The sequence below is a fragment of the Paraburkholderia sp. J69-1 genome (genome assembly GCF_905220255.1).
Lineage (GTDB): Bacteria > Pseudomonadota > Gammaproteobacteria > Burkholderiales > Burkholderiaceae > Paraburkholderia.
The window spans coordinates 567,764-594,637 of record NZ_CAJMZG010000002.1 but is presented as its reverse complement, the minus strand read 5'-3'; the positions used below and the strand labels follow the sequence as shown (position 1 = coordinate 594,637).

Sequence of the window (26,874 nt, the reverse complement as noted above, 5' to 3'; positions counted from 1 at the left end):
GCCTGACGTATGCGTATCGCGCTAGGAATCCAGTACGACGGGGCCGCGTTCTGCGGCTGGCAGTCGCAGCCGCACGGCAAGACCGTGCAGGACGCGCTCGAACGCGCGCTGCGCGAGTTCGCTACCGTGCCGCTGGCCACGGTGGTCGCGGGCCGCACCGACACGGGCGTGCACGGTCTCGGCCAGGTCGTGCATTTCGACACCGATCTCGACCGCACGCCGTTCTCGTGGGTGCGCGGCACCAATGCGTTCCTGACCTCGACGGTGGCGGTGCAATGGGCGAAGCCGATGCCCGAAGCGTTTCACGCGCGCTTTGCCGCCTTCGAGCGCACCTATTACTACGTGCTCTACGTGAATCCGGTGCGCTCGCCGATGCTGGCGAGCCGCGCGGGCTGGATTCACACGCCGCTCGATGTCGATGCGATGCGCGAGGCCGCCCAATGTCTGATCGGCGAGCATGATTTTTCGGCGTTCCGTTCGTCGGAATGCCAGTCGAAGACGCCGGTCAAGCATCTGTATCAGATCGATATCCGGGCGCAGGGCGACTTCATCCACTTCCGTTTTCGCGCCAACGCCTTCCTGCATCACATGGTGCGCAACCTGATGGGTTGCCTCGTGGCAGTAGGGCGCGGGCGCTATCCCGCCGCGTGGATGGCCGAAATACTGGCGGGGCTCGATCGCAGCAAGGCCGCGCCGACCTTCATGCCGGACGGCCTTTATCTCGCGCAAGTGGGTTATCCTGACGAGTTCGCCGTTCCTGCGGCGCAAACGGCCAGCGTGCCGTGGAGCACGGTCTGGACCGATCCGGCCTGAGGCAACTTGAGGCAGCTTCAGACGGCTAATCGCCCCGAAGTTCGCCGAATACGCGTTCAATTAACCCGATTTCAATCAAATTACCTGCTATGACGTCAGCCGAGCCCATCGTCGCCGAGCACCGCACCCGCATCAAGCTTTGCGGGCTGTCGACGCCCGAAGCGGTTGCGCACGCCATCGACCTGGGCGCCGACGCCATCGGCCTCGTGTTCTATCCGCCGAGCGCGCGCTCGGTGAGCGTCGCGCAGGCCGTCGAGCTGACGCACGATATCCCGCCGTTCGTTTCGGTGGTGGGGCTGTTCGTGAACGCCACGCCGGAATGGATCAGCGAAGTGGCGAGCAATGTCTCGCTGACGCTGCTGCAGTTCCACGGCGACGAAACCCCGCGTCAGTGCGAGGCGCTGGCGGCCGTTGCCGGTTTGCCCTGGTTGCGGGCGCTGCGAGTGGCGGCGGATACTCGGCAGACTGATTTGATAGAATCGGCAAACAGTTATTCATCAGCCAGCGGCCTGCTGTTCGACACTCATGTCGATGGTTACGGCGGTGGCGGGAAGGTCTTCGATTGGTCACTTATCCCCGCAGGGCTCGCGCGTCGGGCCGTTTTGAGTGGTGGCTTGAACGCGCAAAACGTCGGTGATGCGATTCGCCAGGTGCGTCCGTTCGCCGTCGATGTCTCCAGTGGCATCGAGGTCCCGGGCGCGAAGGGCGTGAAGGATCACGCCCGCATGGCGGCGTTCGTACGCGCAGTGCGCGAAGCGGACGCGGGATAATTCTTTGGCTGGTCAGCCCTTGCGCAAGGCAAGGCGCGCTGATTGGCCGAGCGAGTGACTTATGTACAATTTGCCCGATGAACGAGGCCATTTTGGCCAATATGGCGGCGTGTTCGCTGCCGAAACCCTGATGCAGGCGATCGAGGAACTGCGCGTGGCTTACGCGAAGTTCAAGGACGATCCCGAGTTTGTCGCTGAATATCAGCGCGAATTGAAGCATTTTGTCGGCCGTCCGTCGCCGATCTATCACGCGCAGCGCTGGAGCGAGATGGTGGGCGGCGCGCAGATCTACCTCAAACGCGAAGACCTGAACCACACGGGCGCCCACAAGGTGAACAACGTGATCGGTCAGGCGCTGCTCGCCCGCCGCATGGGCAAGCCGCGCGTGATCGCCGAAACCGGCGCGGGTCAGCACGGCGTGGCCACGGCCACGATCGCGGCGCGCTTCGGCATGGAGTGCGTGGTCTACATGGGCGCCGAAGACGTGCGCCGTCAGGCCGCCAACGTCTACCGCATGAAGCTGCTGGGCGCGACGGTCGTGCCGGTCGAATCGGGCTCGCGCACGCTCAAGGACGCGCTCAACGAAGCCATGCGCGACTGGGTCACCAACGTCGAGAACACCTTCTACATCATCGGCACCGTGGCGGGCCCGCACCCGTACCCGATGATGGTGCGCGACTTCCAGCGCGTGATCGGCGACGAATGCCGCGTGCAGATGCCGGAAATCACTGGCCGTCAGCCCGACGCCGTGATTGCCTGCGTGGGCGGCGGTTCGAACGCGATGGGCATCTTTTACCCGTATATCGACGATAGTTCGGTGCAGTTGATCGGCGTCGAACCGGCCGGCGACGGCATGGAAACGGGTCGCCACGCCGCTTCGCTGGCGGCCGGCACGCCGGGCGTGCTGCACGGCAACCGCACCTACCTGCTGCAGGACGAAAACGGCCAGATCATCGAAACGCATTCGGTTTCTGCCGGTCTCGACTACCCGGGCGTCGGTCCCGAGCACGCGTGGCTCAAGGACAGCGGCCGTGCGCAGTACGTGACCGTCGACGACGAGGAAGCGCTCAAGGCATTCCACGACTGCTGCCGCATCGAAGGCATCATTCCGGCGCTCGAATCGAGCCACGCGCTCGCCTACGCGGCGAAGCTCGCGCCGACGCTGCCCAAGGACAAGGTTCTGCTGGTGAACCTGTCGGGCCGCGGCGACAAGGACATGCACACGGTCGCCGAGCGATCGGGCATCCAGTTCTAAGCGCCCGGAGCAACAGTAGCGATGCGTGACGAGTTCGACGAGCCGGAAATGCCGGCGCCCGTGAGTGAAGTTGTGAGCATTCCCGCCGCGGAAGAAGTGGCGGCGGGGGCGCTCGCCCTGCCTACGGTGCCCGAAACAATCCGGCTTCTGAACCGCGATTTTCTGACCGATGCGGCGAACTTGCCCGATGCCTCGATCGACCTGATCGTCGCCGACCCGCCTTATGGGCTCGGCAAGGACTACGGCAACGACTCCGACAAGCGTTCGGGCGAGGATTTCCTCTCCTGGACCTACGAGTGGCTCGATCTGGCAATTCCTAAGTTGAAAGCCAGCGGTTCGCTCTATGTGTTTTGCACCTGGCAATACGCGCCCGAGATTTTCGTGTATCTGAAGTCGAAAATGACGATGATTAACGAGATCGTCTGGGATCGTCGCGTTCCCAGCATGGGCGGCACGACCCGCCGTTTCACCTCGGTGCACGACAACATCGGTTTCTTCGCGGTGTCGAAGGGCTATTACTTCGATCTCGATCCCGTCCGCATCCCGTACGATGCCGCCACGAAGAAGGCGCGTTCGCGGAAAATCTTCGAAGGCAGCAGGTGGCTGGAGCTCGGCTACAACCCCAAGGACGTCTGGTCCGTTTCGCGGCTGCATCGCCAGCATGCGGAACGCGTCGATCATCCGACCCAGAAGCCCCTGGAAATCGTCGAGCGCATGGTGCTCGCGAGCTGCCCGCCGGGCGGCCGCGTGCTGGACCCGTTCATGGGCAGCGGCACCACGGCAGTCGCCTGCGCGCGTCAGAAGCGCGAATTCGTCGGCTATGAAATCAATGAAAGTTACTGCGCGATCGCGCGCGAACGCGTGAGTCTGGCCGCACAGGCAGAGCCTGCGGCACCTGCGTCCGCGATGTCGGCGAGCGTGGCGGCAGACGTCTGAGTCAAGTCAGGCAGTGCCGCCGCCCGCCCCGTTTGGCGCCGCGCAGTATCACCGAATCTGAGGACCCTGAAATGTCCCGTATCAAGAGCAAATTCGAGGCGCTGGCCGCCTCCGGCAAGAAAGGCCTGATCCCGTTCATGACGGCAGGCGACCCCGATCCGGCCCGCACGGTCGAGTTCATGCACGCGCTCGCTGCCGGCGGCGCCGACGTGATCGAACTGGGCGTGCCGTTCTCCGACCCGATGGCCGACGGCCCGGTGATCCAGCAGTCGTCCGAACGCGCGCTGGCCAAGGGCGTCACGCTCAAGAGCGTGCTGGCCGACGTCAAGCGCTTCCGCGAAACCGACAACGAAACGCCCGTCGTGCTGATGGGCTACGCCAACCCGATCGAGCGCATGGGCGCGCAGGCTTTCGCGGCCGCCGCGCAGGAAGCGGGCGTAGACGGCGTGCTGGTGGTCGACTATCCGCCCGAGGAATCGGAGGATTTCGCCGCGAAGATGAAGGCCGCGGACATCGATCCGATCTTCCTGCTCGCGCCCACCTCGACCGACGCGCGCATCGCGGCGGTGGGCCGTATTGCCAGCGGCTACGTCTATTACGTGTCGCTCAAAGGCGTCACGGGCGCAGCGAATCTGGACGTCGCCAGCATCGCGAGTAAAATCCCGGCGATCAAGGCCCGCGTGCCGTTGCCCGTTGGCGTGGGCTTCGGGATTCGCGACGCCCAGACAGCGGCTGCAGTGGCCGAAGTCTCGGACGCCGTGGTGATCGGCAGCCGTATCGTGCAACTGCTCGAGAAGGCATCGCCTGACACTGCAGCAGAAGCACTCACGCAGTTCATCGCCGATATTCGGACAGCGCTTGACGCCATCTCCGACAAACGCTGATGAGCGCGGCTAGAGACTAGTTACGAGACTGCTGTAAAATCCACTTTTCGCCATGCGCGGCCGGGGTCGGAACCCGGTCGAAATGACTGCCGTATAGAACCGGCCGCCGCGCCCGCGCATCACGATGAAGGAAGAAACAACAATGAGCTGGCTCGATAAACTGCTGCCGCCCAAGATCAAGCAAACCGATCCGAAAAGCCGCAAGAGCATTCCGGAAGGTCTGTGGATCAAGTGCCCGAAGTGCGAAGCGGTCCTGTACCGCAACGACGTCGAAGCGAACCTCCACGTCTGCCCGAAGTGCGACCACCACATGCGCATCAATGCGCGCGAGCGTCTGGACGCACTGCTCGATCCGGAAGGCCGCTATGAACTCGGCCAGGAAATCGTTCCGGTCGACGCGCTGAAGTTCAAGGACAGCCGCAAGTATCCGGACCGTATCAAGGAAGCGATGGACGATACGGGCGAAACCGACGCGATGGTCGTCATGGGCGGCGCGATCCACACGCTGCCATGCGTGGTCGCCTGCTTCGAGTTTTCGTTCATGGGCGGCTCGATGGGTTCGGTGGTTGGCGAGCGTTTCGCGCGCGGCGCGCAGACCGCGCTCGAACAGCAAGTGCCGTTCATCTGCTTCACCGCTTCGGGCGGCGCGCGTATGCAGGAAAGCCTGCTGTCGCTCATGCAGATGGCCAAGACCACGGCCATGCTGACCAAGCTGTCGGAAGCCAGGCTTCCGTTCATCTCGGTGCTGACCGACCCGACCATGGGCGGCGTGTCGGCGAGCTTCGCCTTCCTGGGCGACGTGGTGATCGCCGAACCGAAGGCGCTGATCGGCTTCGCCGGCCCGCGCGTGATCGAGCAGACCGTGCGCGAAAAGCTGCCGGAAGGCTTCCAGCGTTCGGAATTCCTGCTGCAGAAGGGCGCGATCGACATGATCGTCGACCGCCGCAAGCTGCGTGAGGAAATCGCCCAGTTGATGGCGATCATGCAGCGCCAGCCCGCCGACGCGGTGGCCTGAGCGTAGCTGCAAGCAGTGATCAAGGCGGGTGCGGAACTTCATGATTCCGCCCCGTGTCAGACGCGCCGCAAGCGAAAGCAAGCGGCGCGTTGTCATTTCCGCGATAATGCCGTGTTTTCGAAGCGTGCCGGTCGGCTTCGACAGGCCTTGACTGAATCGCGCCGTACTTTCCGAATCACTCCGCAAACGTCCCGATGAGTACTTTTCCCACCCTCGACGCGTGGCTCACGCATCTCGAAACCGCGCATCCGGTTGGCATCGACATGGGCCTCGGCCGCATCAGCCAGGTCAAGGACGCACTGAACCTGAAGTTTGCCTGCCCGATCTTCACGGTCGGCGGGACCAACGGGAAGGGTTCCACCTGCGCGATTCTGGAAACGATTCTGCTGAAGGCCGGTTATCACGTCGGCTGCCACACGTCGCCGCATCTGCTGGCGTTCAACGAACGCGCGCGTATCGACGGCCAGCAGGCCAGCGACGCCGATCTGCTGCCGCACTTCGAGGCCGTGGAAGCCGCGCGCAATGCGCTCGCCACGCCGGTTTCGCTCACCTATTTCGAATTCACGACGCTCGCGATCATGCATCTGTTCGCCTCGCGCGGGCTCGACGCCGTGATCTTCGAAGTGGGTCTGGGCGGCCGCCTGGACGCCGTGAACATTCTCGATGCCGATTGCGCGATCGTCACGAGCATCGACCTCGATCACACCGAATACCTCGGCGATACGCGCGAGAAGATCGCTTTCGAGAAAGCGGGCATCTTCCGCGCGGGCCGTCCGGCGATCTGCTCGGACCCGCTGCCGCCGCAGACGTTGATCGACCATGCCGAAGCGATTGGCGCCGAACTGTGGCTCTTCGGCCGCGATTTCCGCTATGAAGGCGCGCCCGGCAACGAGCGTCAGCAATGGAGCTATGTCGGCCCGACGCAGCGCCGTTCGGCGCTCGCCTATCCGGCGCTGCGTGGTGCGAATCAGCTGATCAATACTTCGGCGGCGCTGGCCGCGCTCGAATCGATGCGCGACCGCCTGCCGGTCTCGGCGCAGGATATTCGTCTGGGTCTTGCCAACGTCGAATTGCCGGGCCGCTTCCAGGTGCTGCCGGGCAAGCCCGCGATCATTTTCGATGTGGGGCACAATCCGCACGCCGCTGCCGTGCTTGGGCAAAATCTCGGCAGCATGGGCTATTTTCCGTACACGTACGCGGTTTTTGGCGCCATGCGCGACAAGGACATCGCGGGCGTGATCAATCATCTGAAGGACGAGGTCGATCACTGGTGCGTGACGGGCCTGCCGGGACCGCGCGCGGCATCGGCGCAGGAACTTGAGGACGTATTGCGCGACGTTGGCGTGGAAGAGGGCGCCGACAGCAGCGTCACGCGCTACGAAACGCCAGCGCAAGCGTTTCAAGAAGCGCTAAAACGGGCTACCGAAAATGATAGAATCGTTGTTTTCGGGAGTTTTCTGACAGTCGCCGGCGTCATGGCCTGGCGGAAGTCACAGCAGCACTGATCGCGCGGCACCCTGCAAGCCGCCACGCACAGGCAAAAAGCAGCCATACATGGGAATTTTCTCGTTCGGCAAGAAAGACGACGCGCCCCGCCGACGCGGTGCCGAAGCGGGCTCCACCACCCGGCGGAGCAGTCAGAACACGCGCGTGGAGCGGCGTAGCCGCCGGCCCGAGCGCACCCGCGACGCCGAGGCCATGCTCCTCGATCCCACGCTGCCGGAAAAGCAGCGTGCGCGCCGCCGCCTGGTCGGTGCGATCGCGCTGGTGCTGGCCGCCATCGTGATCCTGCCGATGGTGCTGGATTCCCACCCGAAGCCCGTCACCGACGACATCGCCATCGACATCCCGAGTCATCCCGCGCCGAAAAACGCTGCGCGCGACGACGAGGATACCCAGGCCGGTGTCGCGCCCGATAATCCCGCCGCGCCTGAAGCCGCGCCGGGAGCGTCGGAGCTCGCCGCGGCGAATTCCGCCAACGCGTCCGCACAGAACACGCAAGCCGCTCAGGCTGCGCCGTCCAAACCGGCGCCCGCCGCCGCGCAGCCGGCTCAGACGCAAACGCCAACGCAAACGCAGACACAGATCGCCCAGGCGCCGAAGCCGGTTGCAAAGCCTGCCCAGCCGGCCGCCAAACCTGCGCAATCCACCACGTCGAGCGCATCGAACAACGACAGCAGCGCCAATAGCGACGCCGGCACGCCTGCCGCGCCGCCGGGTGCGCGCTTCGCGGTGCAACTGGGCGCGTTCCCGGACGCCGCCGCAGCAAACCGCTGGGTCAGCAAGTTGAAAGCGGCGGGCGTACCCGCATATACCGAAGAACGCAAGGAAGCCAACGGCTCCACGCGCACCCTGTTGCGCGCGGGTCCGTTCCCGGACCGCGCGGCCGCCTCGGAGGCGATCGCCAAGGTGCGCGGCGCGGGGCTGGCGTCCGGTTCGAACGGCAACGCCGAATAAGCCATCGATGTTCACGGCATTCGACTACGCTGTAATGGCGGTGATTGGTCTGTCCGCGCTGCGAGGCGCGTGGCGGGGCCTCATCGGCGAGATTTTTGGGCTGATCGGCTGGATCGCGGCGTTTATCGTGGCCTGCCGCTATGTGGATCGCGTGGTGCCTTTTATTCCGGCGACCTGGCCGGGCGGCGCGCTGACCCAGTGGCTGATCGCGTTTGCGCTGGTGGTGATCGCCGTGGTGCTGGTCGCCAGTGTGGCGAATGCGCTGCTCAGCCGGATTGTTCAGGTGAGCGGATTGTCCGGTGTGGACCGCTCGCTCGGCATGATGTTCGGCCTCGTGCGAGGCGTCGTGCTGGTGCTGATTCTCGTCGTCCTTGCCGGACTGACCGAGCTGCCCCAGCAGGACTTCTGGCGCAATGCGCTGCTGCGGCCGTATGCCGAGCAGGGCGTGCACGAACTGAAACCGCTGTTGCCCGAGACACTCGCGTCCTACGTTCACGTCTGATCAGAAGCTGATCGCGCGGACGCAGGGCCGGACCGAAGGCACGTACTGAACGCCAGTACTGCCCCTTCGCGGCGCCTGGCGCCGGCTTTGCCGGCTGCCGTCACCGCGTCGTTACCGATTTCGCTTTTTTGAAGGACCTGCCATGTGCGGCATCGTAGGCGTAGTTTCCCGCTCCCCCGTCAATCAGCTCCTCTATGACGCCCTGCTGCTCCTGCAGCATCGCGGCCAGGACGCGGCCGGCATTGCCACCGCGGACGGCAGCACGTTCCACATGCATAAGGCCAACGGCATGGTGCGCGACGTGTTCCGCACGCGCAACATGCGTAGCCTGCCCGGCACCAGCGGTATCGGCCAGGTGCGTTACCCGACGGCCGGTTCGGCGTCGAGCGAAGAAGAGGCCCAGCCGTTCTACGTGAACGCGCCGTTCGGCATCGTGCTCGCGCACAACGGTAATCTCACCAACTGGCAACAGTTGAAGGAAGAGATGTTCCGTGTCGATCGCCGTCACGTGAACACCAATTCCGATACCGAAGTGCTGCTCAACGTGCTCGCGCACGAAGTTCAGCTCGCCACCACCGGCCTCGAACTCGATCCGGCAACGCTGTTCAAGGCGGTGTCGGGCGTGCATCGCCGTCTGCGCGGCTCGTACGCGATCGTTTCGGTGATCGCCGGTTTCGGTCTGCTCGCGTTCCGCGACCCGTTCGGTATCCGCCCGCTGTGTATCGGCAAGCTGGAAACGCCGGAAGGCACGGAATGGATGCTGGCTTCGGAATCGGTGGCGCTCGAAGGTATCGGTTTCGAATTCGTGCGTGACGTGCGTCCGGGCGAAGCGATCTTTATCGACTTCGACGGCAAGTTCCACTCGCAGCAGTGCGCAACGGCACCGAAGCTCAACCCCTGCATCTTCGAACTCGTGTATCTCGCGCGTCCGGATTCGGTGCTCGACGGCGTGCCGGTCTACAACGCGCGTCTGCGCATGGGCGACTATCTCGCCGAGAAGATCCAGCGCGAACTGCCCGATGTGAAGATCGACGTGGTCATGCCGATTCCCGATTCGTCGCGCCCCGCAGCAATGCAGGTGGCGAACAAACTGGGCGTCGAATACCGCGAAGGCTTCTTCAAGAACCGCTACGTGGGCCGCACCTTCATCATGCCGGGCCAGGCGATGCGTAAGAAGTCGGTGCGCCAGAAGCTCAACGCCATGGGCATCGAATTCAAGGGCAAGAATGTCCTGATCATCGACGACTCGATCGTGCGCGGCACGACCTCGCAGGAAATCGTGCAGATGGCGCGCGATGCAGGCGCGACCAAGGTGATCTTCGCTTCGGCGGCGCCGCCCGTGAAGTTCCCGAACGTGTACGGCATCGACATGCCCACGCGCGGCGAACTGGTGGCGCATGGCCGCACGGATGAGGAAGTCGCGCGCATCATCGGCGCCGATCACCTCGTCTATCAGGACGTGGAATCGCTCAAGAAGGCCGTGCGCGATATCAACCCGGAACTGGGCGAGTTCGAAGCGTCGTGCTTCGACGGCGAATACATCACCGGCGATATCACCAGCGCCTATCTCGACAACATCGAGACCGCGCGTCTCGCGCCGCAATCGCAGTCGGATCGCGACGCCGCGAGCGACGCGCAGGACGGCGGCACGCGTTCGCAGCTTCACCTGCAACTGTCGGTGGAGTAATGGACGCGGCGGCGGGTGCGGGTGCAGGCCCGCGCTTGCCGTGATCGCATCGAAAGCCCGCTTGCGGGTCAGCCTACGCTGACGCACAAGCGGGCTTTTTTGCGTCTGCAAGGTGTTAACTTTGGAGTGAAAGCATCATGGCGGTGATTCGTGGCTTGTTCGTCTATCCGGTGAAATCGTGCGGCGCGATTGCGCTCGATCACGCGCAACTCGACGTGGAAGGGCTGAGGTGGGATCGTCACTGGATGGTTGTGGACGCAACGGGACGCTTTGTTTCGCAGCGCGAGTACGCGGCCATGGCACGCATCGTTCCGAGCTTCGAGGCTGAGGGCGTGTTGCTCACTATGGACGGCATGGATGCGCCGCTGCTGCTGCCGTTCGCGCCGCGTGGCAATGAAGCGCGCGTGCCCGCGACAGTCTGGAAAGACCGCTTCGATGCGCTCGACGAAGGCGATCAAGCCGCGCAGTGGTTCTCGCGCGCACTGGGCGCGTCGGTGCGGCTCGTGCGTTTCGCGCAGGATGTCACGCGTCTGGCGAGCAAAAAATGGACGCTCGACGAAGACGCGCCCACGCAGTTTGCCGACGGTTATCCGATTCTCGTCACGAGCGAATCGTCGCTGGCGGATCTGAACGAGCGTCTCGCGGCAAAGGGCGCTTCGCCGGTGCCGATGAGCCGCTTTCGTCCGAATATCGTCGTTGGCGATGCGGGCGAGGCGTTCGACGAAGACTTTATCGACACGTTGTCGATCGAAGACGAAGCCGGCCACGACGATGTGGTGCTGCGTTTCGTGAAGCCTTGCGCGCGCTGCCCGATTACGACCATCGATCAACTGACCGGCGAGCACGGCGCGCAATGGCCGACCGAACCGCTCGATACGCTACAGACGTTTCGTGCCGATGCACGCGTGGACGGCGGCCTCACGTTCGGGCAGAACGCGATCGTGGTGAATGGTGCGGGCAAGCGCCTGGCGGTGGGTGCGCAGGCGCAGTGGGAATATCGCTTCGAGTGAAGCGTTAGCACATCGCTCAAGAGCAACCGACTTCAGTAGCGCCTTGGGTGAAATCCACGACCGCTTGCCGGCACATCTGGCCAACGGAAGTGCGGTCTTCCGATTTCGCCCATTCGCGCCGTGCTTCGTCCGCGCCTTCCTTGAGTTGACGGCCCGTTTCGCTCTGCACACCGAGTTTCGCCACGCACGCTTCGATCTTCGTCAGATAGGTTTCGCAGTCCGCCGGTAGCGCGGTTGGATTCGTATCGCCGGTGTGCGCGTTGAAGCTGTTCGCACCGATGGCGGCGGGCGCCACGGCCGTTGCTGCGGGTGACAGTGCGGTGGCGACCGGCGGCACAGCGGTGTCCCGCTGTCCACACGCCGCAATCAAAAGCACGATGGACGCGACACTCAACGTACGCATTGCGGTGCGAAGCAAAGACATCGTTCAGAAGTCCGTAGCAATGATCTTCTCGATGTTCCGTTCGGCCAGCGCGGAGATCGTCAGCGACGGATTGACGGCGCCGGTCGAGCCGGGAATCAGCGAGCCATCCATGGCATACAGACGCGGATAGCCTTCGATGCGCCCCCACGCGTCGGTTGCCTTGCCGAGGACGAGGCCGCCCAGCGGATGCGCGGTAAACGAGCCGTCCACGTCCGGCGCAAGCAGCGGCACGCCCGGCAATGCATTGCTGGCGTTTGCGATCTTGTTGTTGATCTGGCGTGCCACGGCGATGACATCGTTATTCCCGGCCGCAGGCCATTTGAGTTCGACCTTGCCGGTCGCGCGGTTATAGACAAAGTTGCCGCGATTGGTCTGATCGAAACCCATGCCGAGCGAGCCGATCATGCCAACGTTGACGGGCACGCCCGGCGTGTACCAGTTTTCCAGCGTGGTGGGCAGGGCGCCCGGCTGATGCAGCATCGACGCGCAGGGCGCGCCCTGGACGATGCCTTTGATCGGGGAGAATGAACGAACGACCCGTGTGTCGCCGTTGGTGCCCCAGCCGGTACCCACGAATTCGTTCAGGCGCGGCAGATCTCCCCGGTCGCGCGCACCGACCATCAACTGGCTGCTGCCGATCGAGCCCGCCGCGAGAAACAGATAATCGCAGCTGAGTTGATAGCGATCCGTCACGGTGCCGTCGGGCGCGTACTTCATCGTGGTCAGCACATAGCGCGAGCCGTCATAGGTGATCTGCGAGACTTCGTGACACGGATAGATGGTGACATTGCCGGTGGCCTGGGCCTGCTTCAAGTAATTCTGGTTCAGGTCGAATTTGGCGCCGTTGCTATTGCCAAGATTGCTTTCGCCGATCGTCGCCGAAGCACGCGTGCCGCCTTTCATCTCGCTGCGCACGATATCCCAGTTGAAAATCGAGTCGGTCTGCGCCGTGCTGAAGCCCGCCTTGGCGGCCTGCTGATCCCAGACCCGCGAATGGCCAAATGGACCGGAGTTGTAGATATCGGCCGGCATGGGATTCAGGTTGAGCATCGAACGTACGCGCGGATAGTACGTGGTGTTCATCTCGTTCCAGTTCACGAGACCCTTGAAGATGGCATCGAAATAGCGTTGCTGCGGCTGGATCATGCAACCGGTGAACACGACCGAGCCGCCACCCACGCAGGCTGCGCGCCAGACGTCGATGGTATCGCATGAGGTGACATCGAAAACGCCGTTGAAATAATCGAAAAAATACGTGAGCGTATTGAGTTCTTTTGCTTTCGTGCGTTGCCAATAACCGCGGCCATCGGGCAGCACATCGCTGGCGAAGGTTTGTCGCCAGGCGCTGGTCGGCCAGCGCGAGCCGCGTTCCAGAACGGTAGTCCGAATGCCGGCTTTTGCGAGACGCAGCGCGGAAATAGCGCCGCCGAAGCCACTGCCAATCACAATCGCCTTGGTATAAACCGGAGGTTTCGGTACGGATTGGTAAATCTCAGGGACGAGTGCCTGATACTTCAGATTGGTCAGCAAGCCTGCTGAGCGGGCGGGCAGGCTCAACGTCGAACCGACTGCCGCGGCGGGCAGGGCAAAGGCGGTGCGCTTCAGGAATTCGCGTCGCGACACGGTAAGGCTCCTTGAACAAGTGGCGATAGACAAGGACTGTGATGCTATTGAAAAGAGGTGAATTAATCTGTGGATTTTTGTTGATTAAATCCAGTCAATACAAATGACTTAAATTGGTATTGTTTTATATCAAAGTCGAGATTATGGATTGGAATCTGAATATCGATCAATCGATGTGAATTCTTGAGATTATTCTTGTTTTAATCTGGCGAATTTAAGACGCGAACCGGCAAACGCGGAAATCAGCGCTGCAAGAAATAAATGCGGGAAACGCAGGCGCTTAATGCGCAGGCAGCGCGCGCCATTGCCCGGGTGCGAGCCCGAAGCGCCGCGTAAACGCATGCGTGAAAGCGCTTTGATCGCCGAATCCCACTTCAAGCGCGATCTGCGTGAGCGAGCGGCGCGGGTCCGCGAGCAAGGCGAGTGAAGTATCGAGCCGCAACCGTTGCAAATAACGGTGTGGCGTTTCGCCGAACGCTTCGATAAATAGCTGATGAAAACGCCGCATGCCGAAGCCGCAATGCGCGGCGAGATCGGCGATACGTAGCGGCTCGGCCAGATGCGCGCGCAGCCAGCGGTCGATGCGCGCGAAATCGAGTCCGGTTGCCGCCGCCGATGTGGCGTCCGTGGCAATGCCGGTTTGCGCGATGACAGCGGCGCACAGACGCGCCGAAGCATCCCAATGAAAACGCCGCGCACGCAGGTTGGTATCGGCGTCCTGCACGGCTGGCGGTAAAGCAGAGGGCGAGGCATTCGATGCCCGTTGCGCGATCTGACGCACGAGCGCCGTCAGCGCGGGATCGATTTGCACGGCGCGCGCCGAATCGAACAGGCGCTCGGGTATCGCCAGCGAGGCCGCCGGCAGATCCAGCACGAGCTGGCAGTTCTCGCCGATACCGACATAGTCATGTTGCGCGCCGGCGGGAATCAGCCAGGCCGAACATTGGTCGATGCGCTCGCCCACGCCGTTGACCGACATCTCCATCGCACCGTCGAGCCCGAGCACGATCTGGTGAAAATCGTGCAGATCGGTGGCCTCGATCGCGCCATAGCGGCGCAACGCGACGCCGGGGCCGGTAACGGGAGCGTGGTGATGCGGGTTCATGAGCGTTGTACCGCAGCGTCGTACAGCAGGCGAGCGCAGCGCGAGGCAGTCAGGCCGGAACACACTACAAACCGGCCCAGCCGACCGCCGCGAAGCTTAGACGTCGAGCAGTTCCACTTCGAACACGAGCGTCGCGTTCGGCGGAATCACGCCGCCTGCACCGCGCACGCCGTAGCCGAGTTGCGGCGGAATCGTCAGCTTGCGCACGCCGCCGACCTTCATGCCCTGGACGCCTTCGTCCCAGCCCTTGATGACCATGCCGCCGCCCAGCACGAAGGCGAACGGGTCATTGCGGTCCTTGCTCGAATCGAACTTCTGGCCGTCCGTCAGCCAGCCGGTGTAGTGCACGCTGACGGTCTGGCCGGCTTTGGCTTCAGCGCCGGTGCCTTCGGTCAGGTCCTCGTACTTGAGGCCGGTTGCGGTGGTCACGATAGACATGGAACACTCCTGAATCGGATTGGGTAAAAACGCTATTGTAGGCGCTTTGCAGGCTCCAGAGGCGCGCCGCGCATGGCTCCGGCGACAGTCGCGCTCGAACGTTGCCGCTTTGCGGCGAGCGGGCACAGCGCATGCGGCACGACCCCACGCCCGTGTGCAGGGCGCGATGCCGCCGCGGCTTCGCGCCGCTGCCTATAATGGGGCCCTGGCCAGCCCGAAGGCCAGGCCCCACGGGCCGGCCCGCCCGAGCGGGTGAGAGAAGAGGAAACCGATGGCGTCGACCACCACTACCCGTAACGAACGCACGGCACGCCTGTGTGCCGAGGCAGCGCTTTTCATGCGCGATTACGTGCTTTCGCGCGTCTCGCACGATCTGCGCAGCCCCCTGAATGCAATCCATAGCTGGGCCTACGTGCTCGACCGCAAGATCGATAACGCCGATGCCGCCGCGCAGCGCGCGCTCGCCGGCATCCGCACGGGCGTCGAGCAGCAGGTGCATCTGCTCGAAACGCTCGTCGATACGACCCGCGCCGAAACCCGCAAGCTGCAGATCGAGCGCGCGCCGTTCGAACTGGACGCCTTGATCGACGAAACCGTGGCCGACGCGCGCGCCGCGCTGGCCGATGCACGCGGCGTCACGCTTGCCGTCGAAGGCGTGCCGGCCGGCGTCACGCTCGATGCCGGACGCGAGCGCGTCGCCCAGGCGCTCTGGCTGCTGCTCGCCTTCGCCGCGGAAACCGCCACGCGCGGCGATACCGTCACGCTCGCCGTCAGCGCCACGAGCACGGCGGCGCAGTTCGAACTGCGCTGGCAGGCCAGCCTCGAATCGCTCGCCGACGAAACCCTGCCGCACGTGCTCGAACCCTTCGCCCGCACCCAGGCGCGCGAGCCGCAGGAGATCGGGCGCTTTCCGTGGGTGCTCGCGCTCTGCCAGCGCGTGGCCGAAGCCCACGGCGGGCGCTTCGAAGCGCAGCCGCTCGTGCAAGGCGAGGCCGCGCTGTTCACGCTGAACGTCCCCGCCGGCAGCGCCTGACGGGCACGACCCGAAGCTTCGCAACCGTTCACGCGCCGTTCATTCGACGTGCCCGCCCGCGCGGGCCGTCGATGCCTTACAGGGTTCTTTCACTCCTTGCCCTTATACTGAGCGCTTCGCTATTTCGGAGCTTCTGGTCTTGATTCAGCTCATCGCCCTGATCGGCGCGCTGTTCCTCGTTGCCCTCAACGGTTTCTTCGTCGCGGCCGAATTCGGTCTGGTCAAACTGCGCGCGACCCGCGTGCAAAGTCTCGCGGCCGAACACGGCCTGCGCGGACGTCTGCTCGCCAAGGTGCATGGCCAGCTCGACGCCTATCTTTCTGCCTGCCAGCTCGGTATCACGCTGGCCTCGCTCGGCCTCGGCTGGATCGGCGAGCCGGCTTTCGCGCAACTGATCGAACCCGTGTTCGATCTGGTGGGCGTGCACTCGCCCGAACTGATCCACGGCATTTCGCTCGTGTTCGCCTTCACGGTGATCTCCTTCCTGCATATCGTGGTGGGCGAACTGGCGCCGAAGTCGCTGGCGATCCGCGAAGCCGAGAAAATCTCGCTCTGGGCCGCCACGCCGCTCTACACGTTCTACTGGACGATGTATCCGGCGATCTGGCTGCTCAACTCCAGCGCGAACGCGGTGCTGCGGCTGGCGGGTTTGTCCGCCGATCACGGCAGCGAGGCGCATTACTCGACCGAAGAACTCAAGCTGATCCTGCGCAGCCGCCGCGCGGCCGCCGAAGCCGAAGCGCAGGCCGCCTTGCACTCGCATGCCGACACCGGTGCGCACGCAGGCGCCGATGGCCGCGCGCCACGCCGCCGCCCGGCGCGCGAAGCGGCGGCGAGTCAGGCGCACGGTGCGGCTGGCAATGCGAATGCGCTGAGCGTCGACGAATGGAACACGCTGGCGCACTCGCTCGACTTTTCGCGTCTGACCGTCTCCGACCTCATGCGCCCCGCGCACGAAATGGTGGGGCTGCGCCGCGATCTCTCGTTGCGCGAAAACATGCAGATCGTTGCGCGCCATCGCTTCAGCCGTTATCCGCTGTTCGAGGATGCGTCGGGCGAACAGGTCGCGGGTCTGATTCACCTGAAGGATCTGCTGCTTGCGCGCGAAGCGGGCCACACGCTCGACGATCTCGGCAAGTTCGTGCGCCCGGTGCAGTACGTGAAGCCCGAAGCGCCCGCGCTGGCGTTGTTCCGGCGCTTTCGCAAGGGCGCGCCGCACTTCGCGCTGGTGGGGCGCAAGGGCATGCGGCCGAGCGGTTTTCTCACGCTCGACAATCTGCTGGGCGCGCTGGTGGGGCAGATCCACGACGAATTCCATCAGGCCGATACCGACTGGACCCGCATGGACGACGGCACGCTGATGGGCCGCGGCAGCCTGCCCGTGGTGTCGCTGGAGCAGGCGCTGGGTATCGATATCGACGAAGGGCGCGCCGAATCGGTCGGCGGCCTCGTGATTCACGCGCTCAACAATCTGCCGACCGAAGGGCAGCGCGTGTCGTTCGAGCGCTTCGATATCGTCGTCAAGAAGATGAAGGGGCCGCGTATCGTGCTGGTGCGCGTGTATCCGAAGGATCTGGAAGACGAGGGCGGTTGAGTTTTATGCCCGCCCGACGCTGGTGAGGACGGCCACCGGCAGCGCGGCGAGTACGTCGCGCAGATAGAGCAGGCTGGCCGGATCGCCTTGCGCGTTGTGCTGCGAAACGTGCTGCGAAACGTGCTGTGAATCGGCCAGCCAGTCGTGCAGCCCGGTTGTTGCGCAACCCTTCGGCAACACGATGGCGGTATCGCCCCAGCGCTCGGGCGCGACCAGCGGCGTATCGCCATCGAGCAACGCCGCCGCGTGACGTGTGCCGATCATCACCGCCCACGCATCGCCATGGTGGCGCGCAAAGGCGATCACATGCGCCGCGAGCGCGCCGCGCACTTCCAGCGGCCAGTATTCCCCCTCACGTAGCAGGCCCGGCGCGCGCTCGCGCAACGCGAGCAACCGGTGAATCACGGCTTGCTTCACGCTGGCGTCGCGCCAATGGGCGAGCTTCGCGGCGGGCGCGATGTCGTCGAGTGACGCCGCACGCTGCGCATAATCGACTGGCCGGCGATTGTCGGGATCGACGAGGCTGAAATCCCACAACTCGGTGCCCTGATAGAGATCGGGCACGCCCGGCGATGTGAGTCTCAGCACGGTTTGCAGCAGCGTATTGAGCGCGCCCGCGGGCGCCACACGTGCCACGAATGTCGTCAGTTCCTGCAAAAACCCTTCGCGTCGCTGCGGTGCGAGTAGGTCGAAAAGAAATGCCTGGCAGTCCGATTCATAGGCTTCGTCGGGTGCAAGCCAGTTGGTGCGCAACTTGGCTTCGCGCAGCGCCTTCAGCTGCCACTGTGCGACGCGTTCGGCCAGCGCGTGTACGCCTGCTTCGTCGGCGGGATCGAGTTCCGGCGGCCAGCAGCCCACGAGCGTCTGATAGAGCATCGCCTCGGCGGTGGGGCCGGGCGACCATTGCGCCGGATCGCCGCGACGCTGCGCCTGATTGAGCGTGGACCAGGCGCGCAAGGTAGCGCTCCATTCCGGCGCGATTTCGCTGAGCACGGCCAGGCGCGCGCGCACGTCTTCGCCGCGTTTGTGGTCGTGCGTGGCGGTGGCCAGCAGCGCGTGGGGCGTGTGGCGCTGGCGCTGCGCATTGGCGGCGTGGAACGCTTTTGCGCTGAGCGAAAAATCGTCGGGGTCGGTGCCGACATCGTTGCGCGAGAGCAGGCGGCCATAGCGATAGAGCGCGGTGTCTTCGGTGGCTTTTGCGGCGAGCGGCGCGGTGAGTTGCGAGAACAGCGCGAGCGCGGTGCGTTGCGCGATCAAGGCGTGGCTCAGCGGCGCGACGGGCGGGTTTGGGCTGCCGTGTTTGCCGCTGCTGGCATTCGATGCGTTACTGGCGCGCGCCGCTTTGGCGCCGTTGGCGATTCCGTTTGCGGGATCAGGCGCGCGGGCGCCCAGCCAGGCGTCGACCTGCTCGAGCGCCGCGAGATTGGCGCGCGGCAGCGTCTTGCGCGCAGCGTCGAGCGCAACCTCGAAATAGCGGTTGTCGATCGCACTGCGCACGCCATTCGACGGATAGATGCGATAGACGGGGAAATACATCGCCAGTTGCGCGACGGTGCGATGCACGACTGCATACGTGAAGTCGCGCGTGCCGGGTTGCTCGCGTGCGATGCGGTGCAGTGCGCGCGCCGCGTGATCGAGTTCGGCTGCGAGCGAGGCGCTCAGAATCTCGCGGCGCGCGTCGAGCGAGACCTCGGCGAATGGCACGTCTGCGCCCGAAATCGACGCCCACGTTTCGGCCAGCGGTGCCGCGCCCGCGGGATCATGCAGCAGTGCGCCCACATCGTTCATGAAGTCGTAGCCGGTCGTGCCCTGCACGGGCCAGTCGTCGCGCAGCGATTCGCCGCGCGCGAGAATCTTTTCCACGACGATATAAGGTACGCCGGCGCGCAGGCTCGCGAGCCGCTGGCGCAGGCGCTCGCAATACTCGCGCGGATCGGCGAGACCGTCGATATGATCGATGCGCAAACCGTCGATCACGCCTTCGGCATAGAGCTTGAAAATAAGCTTGTGCACGGCTTCGAATACGTCGTGCCGCTCGACGCGCACGCCTGCAAGCGCGCTCACGTCGAAGAAGCGCCGCCAGTTCACTTCGTCGCTGGCGGTGCGCCACCAGGCGAGACGGAAATGCTGGCGCTCCAATAGCCGATGCAAACGATCGCGCGGCATGGGATCATCACTTGAATAGGATTCCAGAACACATTCGATTGCCGATGTTCCTTCGCGCTCGACAAACGCGCGTAGCGCATCGCGTGCGGCTGTGGCGCGGATCTGATCGTCGGGCTGCGTGGTGAGACCCTGGAAGCCGGCCGCCAGCGCAGTGAGATCGGCGCGGTCGGCGGATTGCAGCAGCGCCGCGTAATCGGTTGGGCAGATCGGGCACCTATGCGGGCCGTACTGCGCGTAAAAGCATGCGTTAGCCGCGTCGAACTGCAACGTGATACGCCCCGCCGCGAGCTCCTCGCCATATTGTGCGCCGAGAAAAGGCATCAGCACCTTGCCGCGCAGCGCGGGATCGGGCGAATGCCAATCCACGTCGAAGTGGCGCGCAAACGCGCTATGACGTCCCCATTCGAGAATATCGAGCCACCATGCGTTGTGCGAGCCGCCCACGCCCATGTGGTTCGGCACCATGTCGACGATCAGACCCATGCCGCGCGCGTGCACGGCATCGGCGAGACGGCGCAGTGCGCCTTCTCCGCCCAGCTCCGCGCTCACCGCGCCGTAATCGACGGTGTCGTAGCCGTGCATCGATCCCGGCTGCGCGGTCGTGACCGGCGAAAGATACAGATGGCTCACGCCGAGCGCGGCGAAGTAGTCGAGTTGCGCGAGCGCGTCGTCGAAAGTGAAATCGTGATGAAGCTGCAGGCGCAGCGTGGCGCGGGGAAGTGTCATGGCGTCGGTGGATCGGAGGGCGCGGCGAGGTCTGCCTGCGTGTGCGCCGCTTCGCGCGCACGCACAATGGTCTCCACGCGCGCGGCGAACGCGGGATCGGCGAACAGGGCATCGACGGGCAGCGGCAGGCGCTGGCGCCAGTTCGGATGCTCGTCGATCGAGCCGGGCAGATTCGGTTGATCGGTGAGGCCAAGCAGGTCTTCGAGCGGGCAGGTCACGAGCGGGCTCGCGCTTGCTGCGACGTAGCCCAGCGCGCCGTTTACTGGCGGATCGTCGGGCGCGGGCTCGGCTGCATCGCGCGGCGCGAAGCCCGTTTCTTGCAGCGCGTGCCAGAGCGCGGTGCGGTCCGCATCGCGCTGCGCGTGTTCGAGCGCAACCGGGTCGCGCCCGTCTGCACGCGGCAGCGTCTGGCCGATGCGGTTGCGCCAGTCGATATCGGCGCCGCGCCACCAGCCTGCCACCGTGGGCAGATCGTGCGTGGTGGTGGTCGCGATGCCGTGCGCGTCGTAACGCGCCGGCGGCAAGAAGCCGTGGCCTGCGCGCTCGAACCAGAGCACGCGAATGCCATAGAGGCCGTGCGCGGCCAGCCGCTCGCGCAGACCCGGCGGCACCGTGCCCAGATCCTCGCCGATCACGACCGCGTCATGACGCCACGATTCGAGTGCAATCAGCCGCACGAGATCGTCGAATGGATAGCGCAGATACGCACCATGTTTCGCGCTCTCGCCTTCGGGTACGAGCCAAAGACGCCGCAAGCCCAGAATGTGATCGATACGCACGCCGCCCGCATGCGCGAACGCGGCGCGCAACATGTCGATGAAGGCGCGAAAGCCGTTGTTGTGCATCGCGCGCGGCGAGAAAGTCGTGAGGCCCCAGCTTTGCCCGGCCTGATTGAAGATGTCGGGCGGCGCGCCAACCGAGACACGTTGCAGCATGTCGTTGGGCAGCGACCACGCATGCGAGCCCGCGCCGTCACAACCCACGGCGAGATCGGCGACGAGACCGACCGTCATGCCCGCTTCGCGCGCCGCGCGCTGCGCGGCAGAGAGGCCTTCGGCGGCGAGCCATTGCAGGAAGCGATAAAAATCCACTTCGCGGCGATGTTCGGTGGCGAAGGTGGCAACCGCGGGATTGCGCGGATCGCGCAGCGCTTCGGGCCAGTCGCGCCAGTGCCTCGCACCGGAGTCTTCCGGGCCGCACAGCATGGCGGCCTGCAGCGCTTCGAAGCGCGCGTGATCGTCGAGTGCTTCGCCGCCGCGCGCGCAGAACGCGTCGAACGCGGCGGCGCGCGGCGACCCGCTCGTGCGTTCGGTGGCGTCGAAGCGATCGAACAGCACGCGCAGTACGTTGAGCTTGAGCGGCACGGCGCGCTGCCAGTCGATCAGCGGCAGCGTTTCGAGTTCGCGCCATGCGTCTTCGGCGTGTGCTGCCACGATGGCTTCGCGTGCGGCCTGCTCGCCGAATACGGCGGCGGGATCGATGTGCGTGACATTGAGCCAGAGCCGCGAGGACGGCGAGTAAGGGCTGAAGTGTCCAGGATCGGCGCAAAACATCGCGTGCGTGGGGCTCACTGCGAGCGCCTGAGCGCCGTGGCGTGCGCTGTGCGTGGCGAGCGTGGCCAGCGCGGTGTAGTCGCCGATACCGCCATCGTTTTTACGTCGGAGTCCGTACAATTGTGCGGCGACGCCCCAAAGTGGCGGCACCCCCGCGCTATGGCTGCCATGCCGTGCGCGCCAGGCATCGGCGACGTTATGGCAGCGCGGCGGCGCAACCGCAATCGTCAGCCGATGATCGTTGACGCTGAGCGTGTGATAGCCCGGCTCGGAAAGCGGCGCGAGCAGCGCGGGCGCGCGTTTAGGCGACGTGAAACGGCCTTCGATATGCTCGCCGTTTTCCAGATCGACGCGATAGTGGCTGCCGGTACGCACGGCGGAAGCCGGCAATTCGATGGCGCTTTCGTATTCGGCGGTGATGAGCGGCGGCAGGCGGCGCGACGACTGCTCGGCGTTCAGCATCGACATGCTGTGGCGCAATTGCGTGGCATTCGCACAGGGCAGGCCGATGCAATCGAGCAGCGCTTCGAGCGTGTTGTCCGGCACGCGTTGCGCGACGCCATGCGCGTCGGACCATTCGACTTCGAAGCCCGCACGCTGCGCGAGTTCCGCGAGCGATTCGCTGCGCCGGGAGGTATTCGCGCTGTTCATGCGAACGGCTCCTCGCGCCGCATCGTGCGCGCGTCGTGATGCTGCGCGTACTCGGGCACCTTGCCGGTGAGCCAGGCCACGCACGCGCTTTTTGGCAGCACGCCGTTGTCGGTGCGATCGCGCGCGCGCGGCGGTGTTTCGAATACCACCATGCCTTCGGGCGGCGTTTCGAGCCGCACGCCATCGTGGCCGAGATTGAGTGCGATCGTATAGGTTTCGCCGTCGTCCAGACGCCAGCGCGCGATCAGGGCGCGTTGGCCGTTGGCGTCGTCGTCGGCGAGCACGGTGGTGCCTAGCGCGCGTGCGTTATGAAGACGCGGCATCAACAATCGGGCGCGCACCGCAAGCGCGGATTTGTAGAAGTGCATCCAGTCGAGCCTTTCTTCGTCGAGCGGCGCATCGGCTGGCGGCGACGACTGGACGAAGGTCTGCATATCGTTCGGGTCGGGAATCTGCGCGCGGCGCTTTTCGTCCTGGAACGCGCTAAAAGCCTTGAATTCACGGCGACGCCCTTCACGCACCGCATCGGCGAGATCGCCTTCGAAGGCCGTAAAGAACTGGAACGGCTGCGTCGAGCCGTATTCCTCTTCCATGAACAGCAGCGGTATGTGCGGAGAAAGCAGGAGAAGCGCGGTGGCCGCGCGTAAAGCGTCGTCGTCGGCGAGCGTGCGCAGGCGGTCTCCCATTGCGCGATTGCCGATCTGGTCGTGGTTCTGCAAAAACATCACGAACGAAGTGGGCGGCAGATGCGCGCTCGGTTCGCCGCGCGGCTTGCCGTCATGCACGGGCGACGGTTCGCCTTGATAGATGAAGCCTTCGCCAAGCGCACGCGCGAGCTTTCGGATCGGATGATCGGTGAACGCGCGGTAATAACCTTCAGATTCACCCGTGAGCATCACATGCAGCGCGTGATGAACATCGTCGTTCCATTGCGCGTTGAAGTGCGTTTCCAGCAGATTGGCTTCGTTATGCTCGTTCTCAAGAACGAGATGCACGTGGCGACCCGGTTCGATGCGCGCCTGAACGTGATCGGCGAGTTCGCGCAGCCATGCGGGATTGTCGATCGCGTGCACGGCGTCGAGCCGCAGTCCGTCGAAGCGGTATTCAGTGAGCCAGTAGAGCGCGTTATCGCTATAGAAGTCGCGCACTTCGGGGCGCTCGAAATCGAGCGCTTCGCCCCACGGCGTATGCGTGCCCGCCTTGAAGAACGGCTTCGCGTACTGGCCAAGCCAGTTGCCGTCCGGGCCGAAGTGGTTGTAGACCACGTCGAGAAATACCTGGAGCCCAAGACCGTGCGCGGCGTCGATCAGCGCCTTGAGTTCGTCGGGCGTGCCGTAGGCGGCATGCGGTGCGTAAGGCAGCACGACGTCGTAACCCCAACCGCGCTCGCCCGGGTAATCGTTCAGCGGCATCAACTCGATTGCCGTAATGCCGATGTCGGCGAGTGCGGGCAGGCGTTTCGTCACACCTCGATAGCCGCCCAATGCGCCCACATGCAGTTCGTACAGCACGGTCTCTTCCCACGGACGTCCGCGCCAGTTCGCGTGCTGCCACGCATACGCGCGCGCATCGAGTACTTCGCTCGGGCCGTGCACGCCTTGCGGCTGAAAGCGCGAAGCGGGGTCGGGCACGAGTTGGCCACCGTCAATACGATATCGATAAAGTGTGCCTGGGCCGCACGCTGCCTGCGCCTCGAACCAGCCATTGTGCGAAGGCGTCATTTCGATCGGTGCGAGCGGTTCGTGCGCGTCGTGCGGTTCGTTCGCTTCGTGCCGGTCATCGTTTTCGAACACCAGTTGCACCGCACTGCAGGACGGCGCCCAGAAGCGAAAGCGCGTATGCGGCTGCGCGAGCGCAGCGCCGGTCAACTGCGCGCCGAACGGCAGGCAGTGCATGTAGTGGCGCGCGTGCGCAGCATGGTGTGGATCGTGCGGATTGTTCGGATGCAAGGCCATGGCCAGTTCCTGTGGCTATCCAGCAGCGTGTTCGTCTGCGCCCATGCCGGGCTGGCGCGGGTCGGGCGGGGGCGGTTCCGTGCCTGAGATCGCCGTATTCGTTTCGTGTGCGGTGCGATGGGCGGGCCGCGCGCAAAGCACCACGAGCGCGTGCGCCGCGACGTCGAAGGTCACGCCGCACAGTGCATGCGATGGCGATTCCGCTTGCGCTTCCGGTCGCGCGGTATCGAGCGCCACAGACCATGCCAGGTGCGGGGCAGGCGTCGTAAATGTCAGCGGATGCGTCGAGGCATTCAGCATCATCAACAATACTTCGATTTCGCCGTCGAGTCCCGGTCCCGCGCGCCGAACAGCCAGTGCGCGCGCCTCGGGGTCTTGCCACGCTTCAGGCGACAGCCGTTCGCCGTTTTCATCGAACCAGTCGATGTCGTGCACGTCCGGCAGCACTTCGCGGTCGCCAAACAGAAAGTGGGTTTCCCTCAGCAAAGGATGATCCCGGCGCAAGGCAATCGCGCGCGCGGTAAACGCAGTCATCGCTTCGCCTTGCGGCGTGGCGGCGAGCGACCAGTCGAGCCAGGAAAGCTCGTTGTCCTGGCAGTAGGCGTTGTTGTTGCCGTGCTGCGTGCGGCCGGTTTCGTCGCCGGCCAGCAGCATCGGCGTGCCTAGCGCGATGCACAGCGTCGCCAGCATCGAGCGCGCGACGCGGGCGCGGGTGTCGAGAATCGCGGGGTCGTCCGTGGGGCCTTCCGCGCCCCAATTCGCGCTCCAGTTTTCATTGTGACCATCGCGGTTATCTTCGCCATTTGCTTCGTTATGCTTGTGATCGTACGAAACCAGATCGGCGAGCGTGAAGCCATCGTGCGAGGTCACGAAATTAAGCGAGGCCCACGGCCGGCGTTTGCGCCGGTCGAACAGATCGGCGGAACCGGTCAGGCGCGCGGCAAGATCGGCGCGCTGGCCAGGCGCGCCGCGCCAGTAACGCCGCACGCTGTCGCGAAAGCGGTCGTTCCATTCGGCGAAACCCGGCGGATGATTGCCCAGTTGATAGCCGCCCGGTCCCACGTCCCACGGCTCGGAAATCAGTTTGACCTGTGAAAGCACGGGGTCTTGACGCAGTACGTCGAAGAAACCGCTGGCGGGATCGAAGCCGTGCGCCTCGCGTCCGAGCGTGACGCCCAGATCGAAACGAAAGCCGTCGATGCGGTACGACGTCACCCAGTAGCGTAGCGAATCCACAACCATCTGCAAAACACGCGGATGCGAGAGGTTGACCGTATTGCCGCAGCCCGTATCGTTGATGAGATGGCGTTCGTCGCCGGGCACGCAGCGGTAATAGCAGGCGTTGTCGAGGCCGCGCCACGAAACCGTCGGGCCGATTTCGCCGCTCTCGCAGGTGTGGTTATAAACCACGTCGAGAATCACTTCGATGCCGGCCGCGTGCAGCTGGCGCACGGCGATGCGCATTTCGTCGGTGTCGTAACCCGAGAGATAGGACGGCTCGGGCGCGAAATACGCGGCCGAGTTATAGCCCCAGTAATTGCGCAAGCCGCGCTCGACCAGAAAGCGCTCGTTGAGAAACGCCTGCACGGGCAGCAGTTCCACGGCGGTCACGCCGAGTTTGTGCAGATGTTCGATGAAATGCGGCGCGCCCAGTGCGGCGAAGGTGCCCCGCGTATGCGAGCGCAGGTCGGGACGCATCATCGAAATGCCGCGCAGATGGGTTTCGTAGATGACGGTCTTGCCCCAGGGCGTGTTGGGGCGCACGTCGTGCGACCAGTCGAAGGTGTCGTGGCTGACCACGGCCTTGGGCATGGCGGGCGCGGAATCGCGCCGGTCGAGCGAGAGATCGACGCGATTCGAATGCACGCGATAGCCATAGAGCGTGTCCGACCAGCGAAACTGCCCCACGAGTCTGCGCGCGTAAGGATCGAGCAGCAGTTTGTACGGATTGAAACGGTGCCCCTGATGCGGTTGATAAGGGCCATGCGCGCGCAAACCATAGACGGTGCCAGGATGCGCGCCCGGCAGATAGCCGTGCCAGATTTCATCGGTGCATTCGGGCAAGGTGTAGCGCGTGCGCTCCTTGCGGCCGGTCGGGTCGAACAGGCACAGTTCGATACGCCATGCGTGCGCGGAAAACACGGCGAAATTCGTGCCAAGCCCGTCCCACGTCGCGCCCAGCGGGTAGGGTGAACCGGGTAGCAGCCGGTCGGGCAGGCCGTTAGCCATGTCGATGCTCCTTCTCGTCCTTCTTGTATTGCATCGGATTCCTGATGA

At 64.5% G+C, this 26,874-nt stretch carries 20 protein-coding genes and 2 pseudogenes; 14 read left to right on the top strand and 8 right to left on the bottom strand.

Going from position 1 to position 26,874, the window contains the following annotated elements:
* Nucleotides 1-9 precede the first annotated feature (9 nt).
* The 11 genes from truA (at nt 10) to U5A67_RS05690 (ending at nt 11,329) form a co-directional block, all read left to right on the top strand.
* Nucleotides 10-813: a tRNA pseudouridine(38-40) synthase TruA gene (gene truA, locus U5A67_RS05740; RefSeq protein ID WP_321813374.1), complete on the top strand. Its 804-nt coding sequence runs from the start codon at nt 10-12 to the stop codon at nt 811-813.
* Between the two features lie 89 nt (nt 814-902).
* Nucleotides 903-1,583, top strand: coding sequence for a phosphoribosylanthranilate isomerase (locus U5A67_RS05735; RefSeq protein WP_205986857.1), 681 nt, complete (start codon nt 903-905; stop codon nt 1,581-1,583).
* Between the two features lie 61 nt (nt 1,584-1,644).
* A complete protein-coding gene (gene trpB, locus U5A67_RS05730; RefSeq protein ID WP_205986856.1) occupies nt 1,645-2,838 on the top strand; it encodes a tryptophan synthase subunit beta in 1,194 nt (397 codons plus the stop codon).
* A 21-nt stretch (nt 2,839-2,859) separates the two neighbouring features.
* On the top strand, nt 2,860-3,774 hold the full coding sequence (locus tag U5A67_RS05725; RefSeq protein ID WP_321813373.1) for a site-specific DNA-methyltransferase: 915 nt from the start codon (nt 2,860-2,862) through the stop codon (nt 3,772-3,774).
* Between the two features lie 71 nt (nt 3,775-3,845).
* Nucleotides 3,846-4,658 (top strand): tryptophan synthase subunit alpha, encoded by an 813-nt coding sequence (gene trpA, locus U5A67_RS05720; protein ID WP_205986854.1) that lies wholly within the window; start codon nt 3,846-3,848, stop codon nt 4,656-4,658.
* Nucleotides 4,659-4,800: 142 nt separating this feature from the next.
* Entirely contained in the window at nt 4,801-5,673 is an 873-nt protein-coding gene (gene accD / locus U5A67_RS05715; RefSeq protein WP_321813372.1) for an acetyl-CoA carboxylase, carboxyltransferase subunit beta, read from the top strand.
* Nucleotides 5,674-5,867: 194 nt separating this feature from the next.
* The gene (folC, locus tag U5A67_RS05710; protein WP_205986852.1) at nt 5,868-7,178 is read left to right on the top strand and encodes a bifunctional tetrahydrofolate synthase/dihydrofolate synthase; all 1,311 of its coding nucleotides are present in this window, start codon (nt 5,868-5,870) and stop codon (nt 7,176-7,178) included.
* A 49-nt stretch (nt 7,179-7,227) separates the two neighbouring features.
* Nucleotides 7,228-8,130 carry an SPOR domain-containing protein gene (locus U5A67_RS05705; RefSeq protein WP_321813371.1) on the top strand — a complete coding sequence of 301 codons (903 nt, stop codon included), beginning with the start codon at nt 7,228-7,230 and terminating at the stop codon, nt 8,128-8,130.
* Between the two features lie 7 nt (nt 8,131-8,137).
* Nucleotides 8,138-8,632 carry a CvpA family protein gene (locus U5A67_RS05700; protein ID WP_205986850.1) on the top strand — a complete coding sequence of 165 codons (495 nt, stop codon included), beginning with the start codon at nt 8,138-8,140 and terminating at the stop codon, nt 8,630-8,632.
* Nucleotides 8,633-8,774: 142 nt separating this feature from the next.
* Nucleotides 8,775-10,319, top strand: a complete 1,545-nt coding sequence (purF, locus tag U5A67_RS05695; RefSeq protein ID WP_205986849.1) for an amidophosphoribosyltransferase — start codon at nt 8,775-8,777, stop codon at nt 10,317-10,319.
* 137 nt (nt 10,320-10,456) lie between these two features.
* Complete coding sequence (locus tag U5A67_RS05690) at nt 10,457-11,329, top strand: MOSC domain-containing protein (RefSeq protein ID WP_321813370.1); 873 nt, start codon at nt 10,457-10,459, stop codon at nt 11,327-11,329.
* A 16-nt stretch (nt 11,330-11,345) separates the two neighbouring features.
* Here the strand turns inward: U5A67_RS05690 and U5A67_RS05685 are convergent, their stop codons facing one another.
* The 4 genes from U5A67_RS05685 to U5A67_RS05670 all read right to left on the bottom strand — a co-directional run bounded on the left by U5A67_RS05685 (nt 11,346) and on the right by U5A67_RS05670 (nt 14,919).
* Nucleotides 11,346-11,753, bottom strand: a complete 408-nt coding sequence (locus tag U5A67_RS05685) for a hypothetical protein (protein WP_321813369.1) — start codon at nt 11,751-11,753, stop codon at nt 11,346-11,348.
* A gap of 3 nt (nt 11,754-11,756) precedes the next feature.
* Nucleotides 11,757-13,376 (bottom strand): GMC oxidoreductase, encoded by a 1,620-nt coding sequence (locus U5A67_RS05680; protein ID WP_321813368.1) that lies wholly within the window; start codon nt 13,374-13,376, stop codon nt 11,757-11,759.
* A gap of 280 nt (nt 13,377-13,656) precedes the next feature.
* Nucleotides 13,657-14,481, bottom strand: a complete 825-nt coding sequence (locus tag U5A67_RS05675) for a helix-turn-helix domain-containing protein (RefSeq protein ID WP_205986845.1) — start codon at nt 14,479-14,481, stop codon at nt 13,657-13,659.
* A 96-nt stretch (nt 14,482-14,577) separates the two neighbouring features.
* Nucleotides 14,578-14,919: an FKBP-type peptidyl-prolyl cis-trans isomerase gene (locus U5A67_RS05670; protein WP_205986844.1), complete on the bottom strand. Its 342-nt coding sequence runs from the start codon at nt 14,917-14,919 to the stop codon at nt 14,578-14,580.
* Nucleotides 14,920-15,190: 271 nt separating this feature from the next.
* Here U5A67_RS05670 and U5A67_RS05665 point away from each other — a divergent pair, with 271 nt between their 5' ends.
* From U5A67_RS05665 to U5A67_RS05655, 3 genes and pseudogenes are all read left to right on the top strand, one after another.
* Nucleotides 15,191-15,952: a sensor histidine kinase gene (locus U5A67_RS05665; protein WP_321813367.1), complete on the top strand. Its 762-nt coding sequence runs from the start codon at nt 15,191-15,193 to the stop codon at nt 15,950-15,952.
* A 139-nt stretch (nt 15,953-16,091) separates the two neighbouring features.
* Nucleotides 16,092-16,721 (top strand): annotated as a pseudogene (locus tag U5A67_RS05660) (hemolysin family protein); the annotation flags it as partial.
* Nucleotides 16,722-16,832: 111 nt separating this feature from the next.
* Nucleotides 16,833-17,546, top strand: a pseudogene (locus U5A67_RS05655) (transporter associated domain-containing protein); the annotation flags it as partial.
* A 3-nt stretch (nt 17,547-17,549) separates the two neighbouring features.
* Here the strand turns inward: U5A67_RS05655 and treY are convergent.
* The 4 genes from treY to glgX are packed head-to-tail and all read right to left on the bottom strand — an operon-like array spanning nt 17,550 to nt 26,826.
* On the bottom strand, nt 17,550-20,438 hold the full coding sequence (gene treY / locus U5A67_RS05650; protein WP_321813366.1) for a malto-oligosyltrehalose synthase: 2,889 nt from the start codon (nt 20,436-20,438) through the stop codon (nt 17,550-17,552).
* On the bottom strand, nt 20,435-22,642 hold the full coding sequence (malQ, locus tag U5A67_RS05645) for a 4-alpha-glucanotransferase (protein ID WP_321813365.1): 2,208 nt from the start codon (nt 22,640-22,642) through the stop codon (nt 20,435-20,437). Before malQ ends, treY begins: the two co-directional genes overlap by 4 nt.
* Nucleotides 22,639-24,597, bottom strand: coding sequence for a malto-oligosyltrehalose trehalohydrolase (gene treZ, locus U5A67_RS05640; protein WP_321813364.1), 1,959 nt, complete (start codon nt 24,595-24,597; stop codon nt 22,639-22,641). Before treZ ends, malQ begins: the two co-directional genes overlap by 4 nt.
* A gap of 15 nt (nt 24,598-24,612) precedes the next feature.
* Nucleotides 24,613-26,826, bottom strand: a complete 2,214-nt coding sequence (gene glgX / locus U5A67_RS05635) for a glycogen debranching protein GlgX (protein ID WP_321813363.1) — start codon at nt 26,824-26,826, stop codon at nt 24,613-24,615.
* Nucleotides 26,827-26,874: the final 48 nt, after the last annotated feature.

Bases quoted from the DNA above. Each gene is read 5' to 3' on its own strand.
- malQ (WP_321813365.1), bottom strand. From the start codon at position 22,642: ATGAACAGCGCGAATACCTCCCGGCGCAGCGAATCGCTCGCGGAACTC.
- folC (WP_205986852.1), top strand. From the start codon at position 5,868: ATGAGTACTTTTCCCACCCTCGACGCGTGGCTCACGCATCTCGAAACC.
- U5A67_RS05700 (WP_205986850.1), top strand. From the start codon at position 8,138: ATGTTCACGGCATTCGACTACGCTGTAATGGCGGTGATTGGTCTGTCC.
- treZ (WP_321813364.1), bottom strand. From the start codon at position 24,597: ATGGCCTTGCATCCGAACAATCCGCACGATCCACACCATGCTGCGCAC.
- U5A67_RS05725 (WP_321813373.1), top strand. From the start codon at position 2,860: ATGCGTGACGAGTTCGACGAGCCGGAAATGCCGGCGCCCGTGAGTGAA.
- trpA (WP_205986854.1), top strand. From the start codon at position 3,846: ATGTCCCGTATCAAGAGCAAATTCGAGGCGCTGGCCGCCTCCGGCAAG.
- truA (WP_321813374.1), top strand. From the start codon at position 10: ATGCGTATCGCGCTAGGAATCCAGTACGACGGGGCCGCGTTCTGCGGC.
- U5A67_RS05670 (WP_205986844.1), bottom strand. From the start codon at position 14,919: ATGTCTATCGTGACCACCGCAACCGGCCTCAAGTACGAGGACCTGACC.
- purF (WP_205986849.1), top strand. From the start codon at position 8,775: ATGTGCGGCATCGTAGGCGTAGTTTCCCGCTCCCCCGTCAATCAGCTC.
- treY (WP_321813366.1), bottom strand. From the start codon at position 20,438: ATGACACTTCCCCGCGCCACGCTGCGCCTGCAGCTTCATCACGATTTC.
- U5A67_RS05675 (WP_205986845.1), bottom strand. From the start codon at position 14,481: ATGAACCCGCATCACCACGCTCCCGTTACCGGCCCCGGCGTCGCGTTG.
- glgX (WP_321813363.1), bottom strand. From the start codon at position 26,826: ATGGCTAACGGCCTGCCCGACCGGCTGCTACCCGGTTCACCCTACCCG.
- U5A67_RS05690 (WP_321813370.1), top strand. From the start codon at position 10,457: ATGGCGGTGATTCGTGGCTTGTTCGTCTATCCGGTGAAATCGTGCGGC.
- accD (WP_321813372.1), top strand. From the start codon at position 4,801: ATGAGCTGGCTCGATAAACTGCTGCCGCCCAAGATCAAGCAAACCGAT.
- U5A67_RS05665 (WP_321813367.1), top strand. From the start codon at position 15,191: ATGGCGTCGACCACCACTACCCGTAACGAACGCACGGCACGCCTGTGT.
- U5A67_RS05705 (WP_321813371.1), top strand. From the start codon at position 7,228: ATGGGAATTTTCTCGTTCGGCAAGAAAGACGACGCGCCCCGCCGACGC.
- U5A67_RS05735 (WP_205986857.1), top strand. From the start codon at position 903: ATGACGTCAGCCGAGCCCATCGTCGCCGAGCACCGCACCCGCATCAAG.
- trpB (WP_205986856.1), top strand. From the start codon at position 1,645: ATGTACAATTTGCCCGATGAACGAGGCCATTTTGGCCAATATGGCGGC.
- U5A67_RS05685 (WP_321813369.1), bottom strand. From the start codon at position 11,753: ATGTCTTTGCTTCGCACCGCAATGCGTACGTTGAGTGTCGCGTCCATC.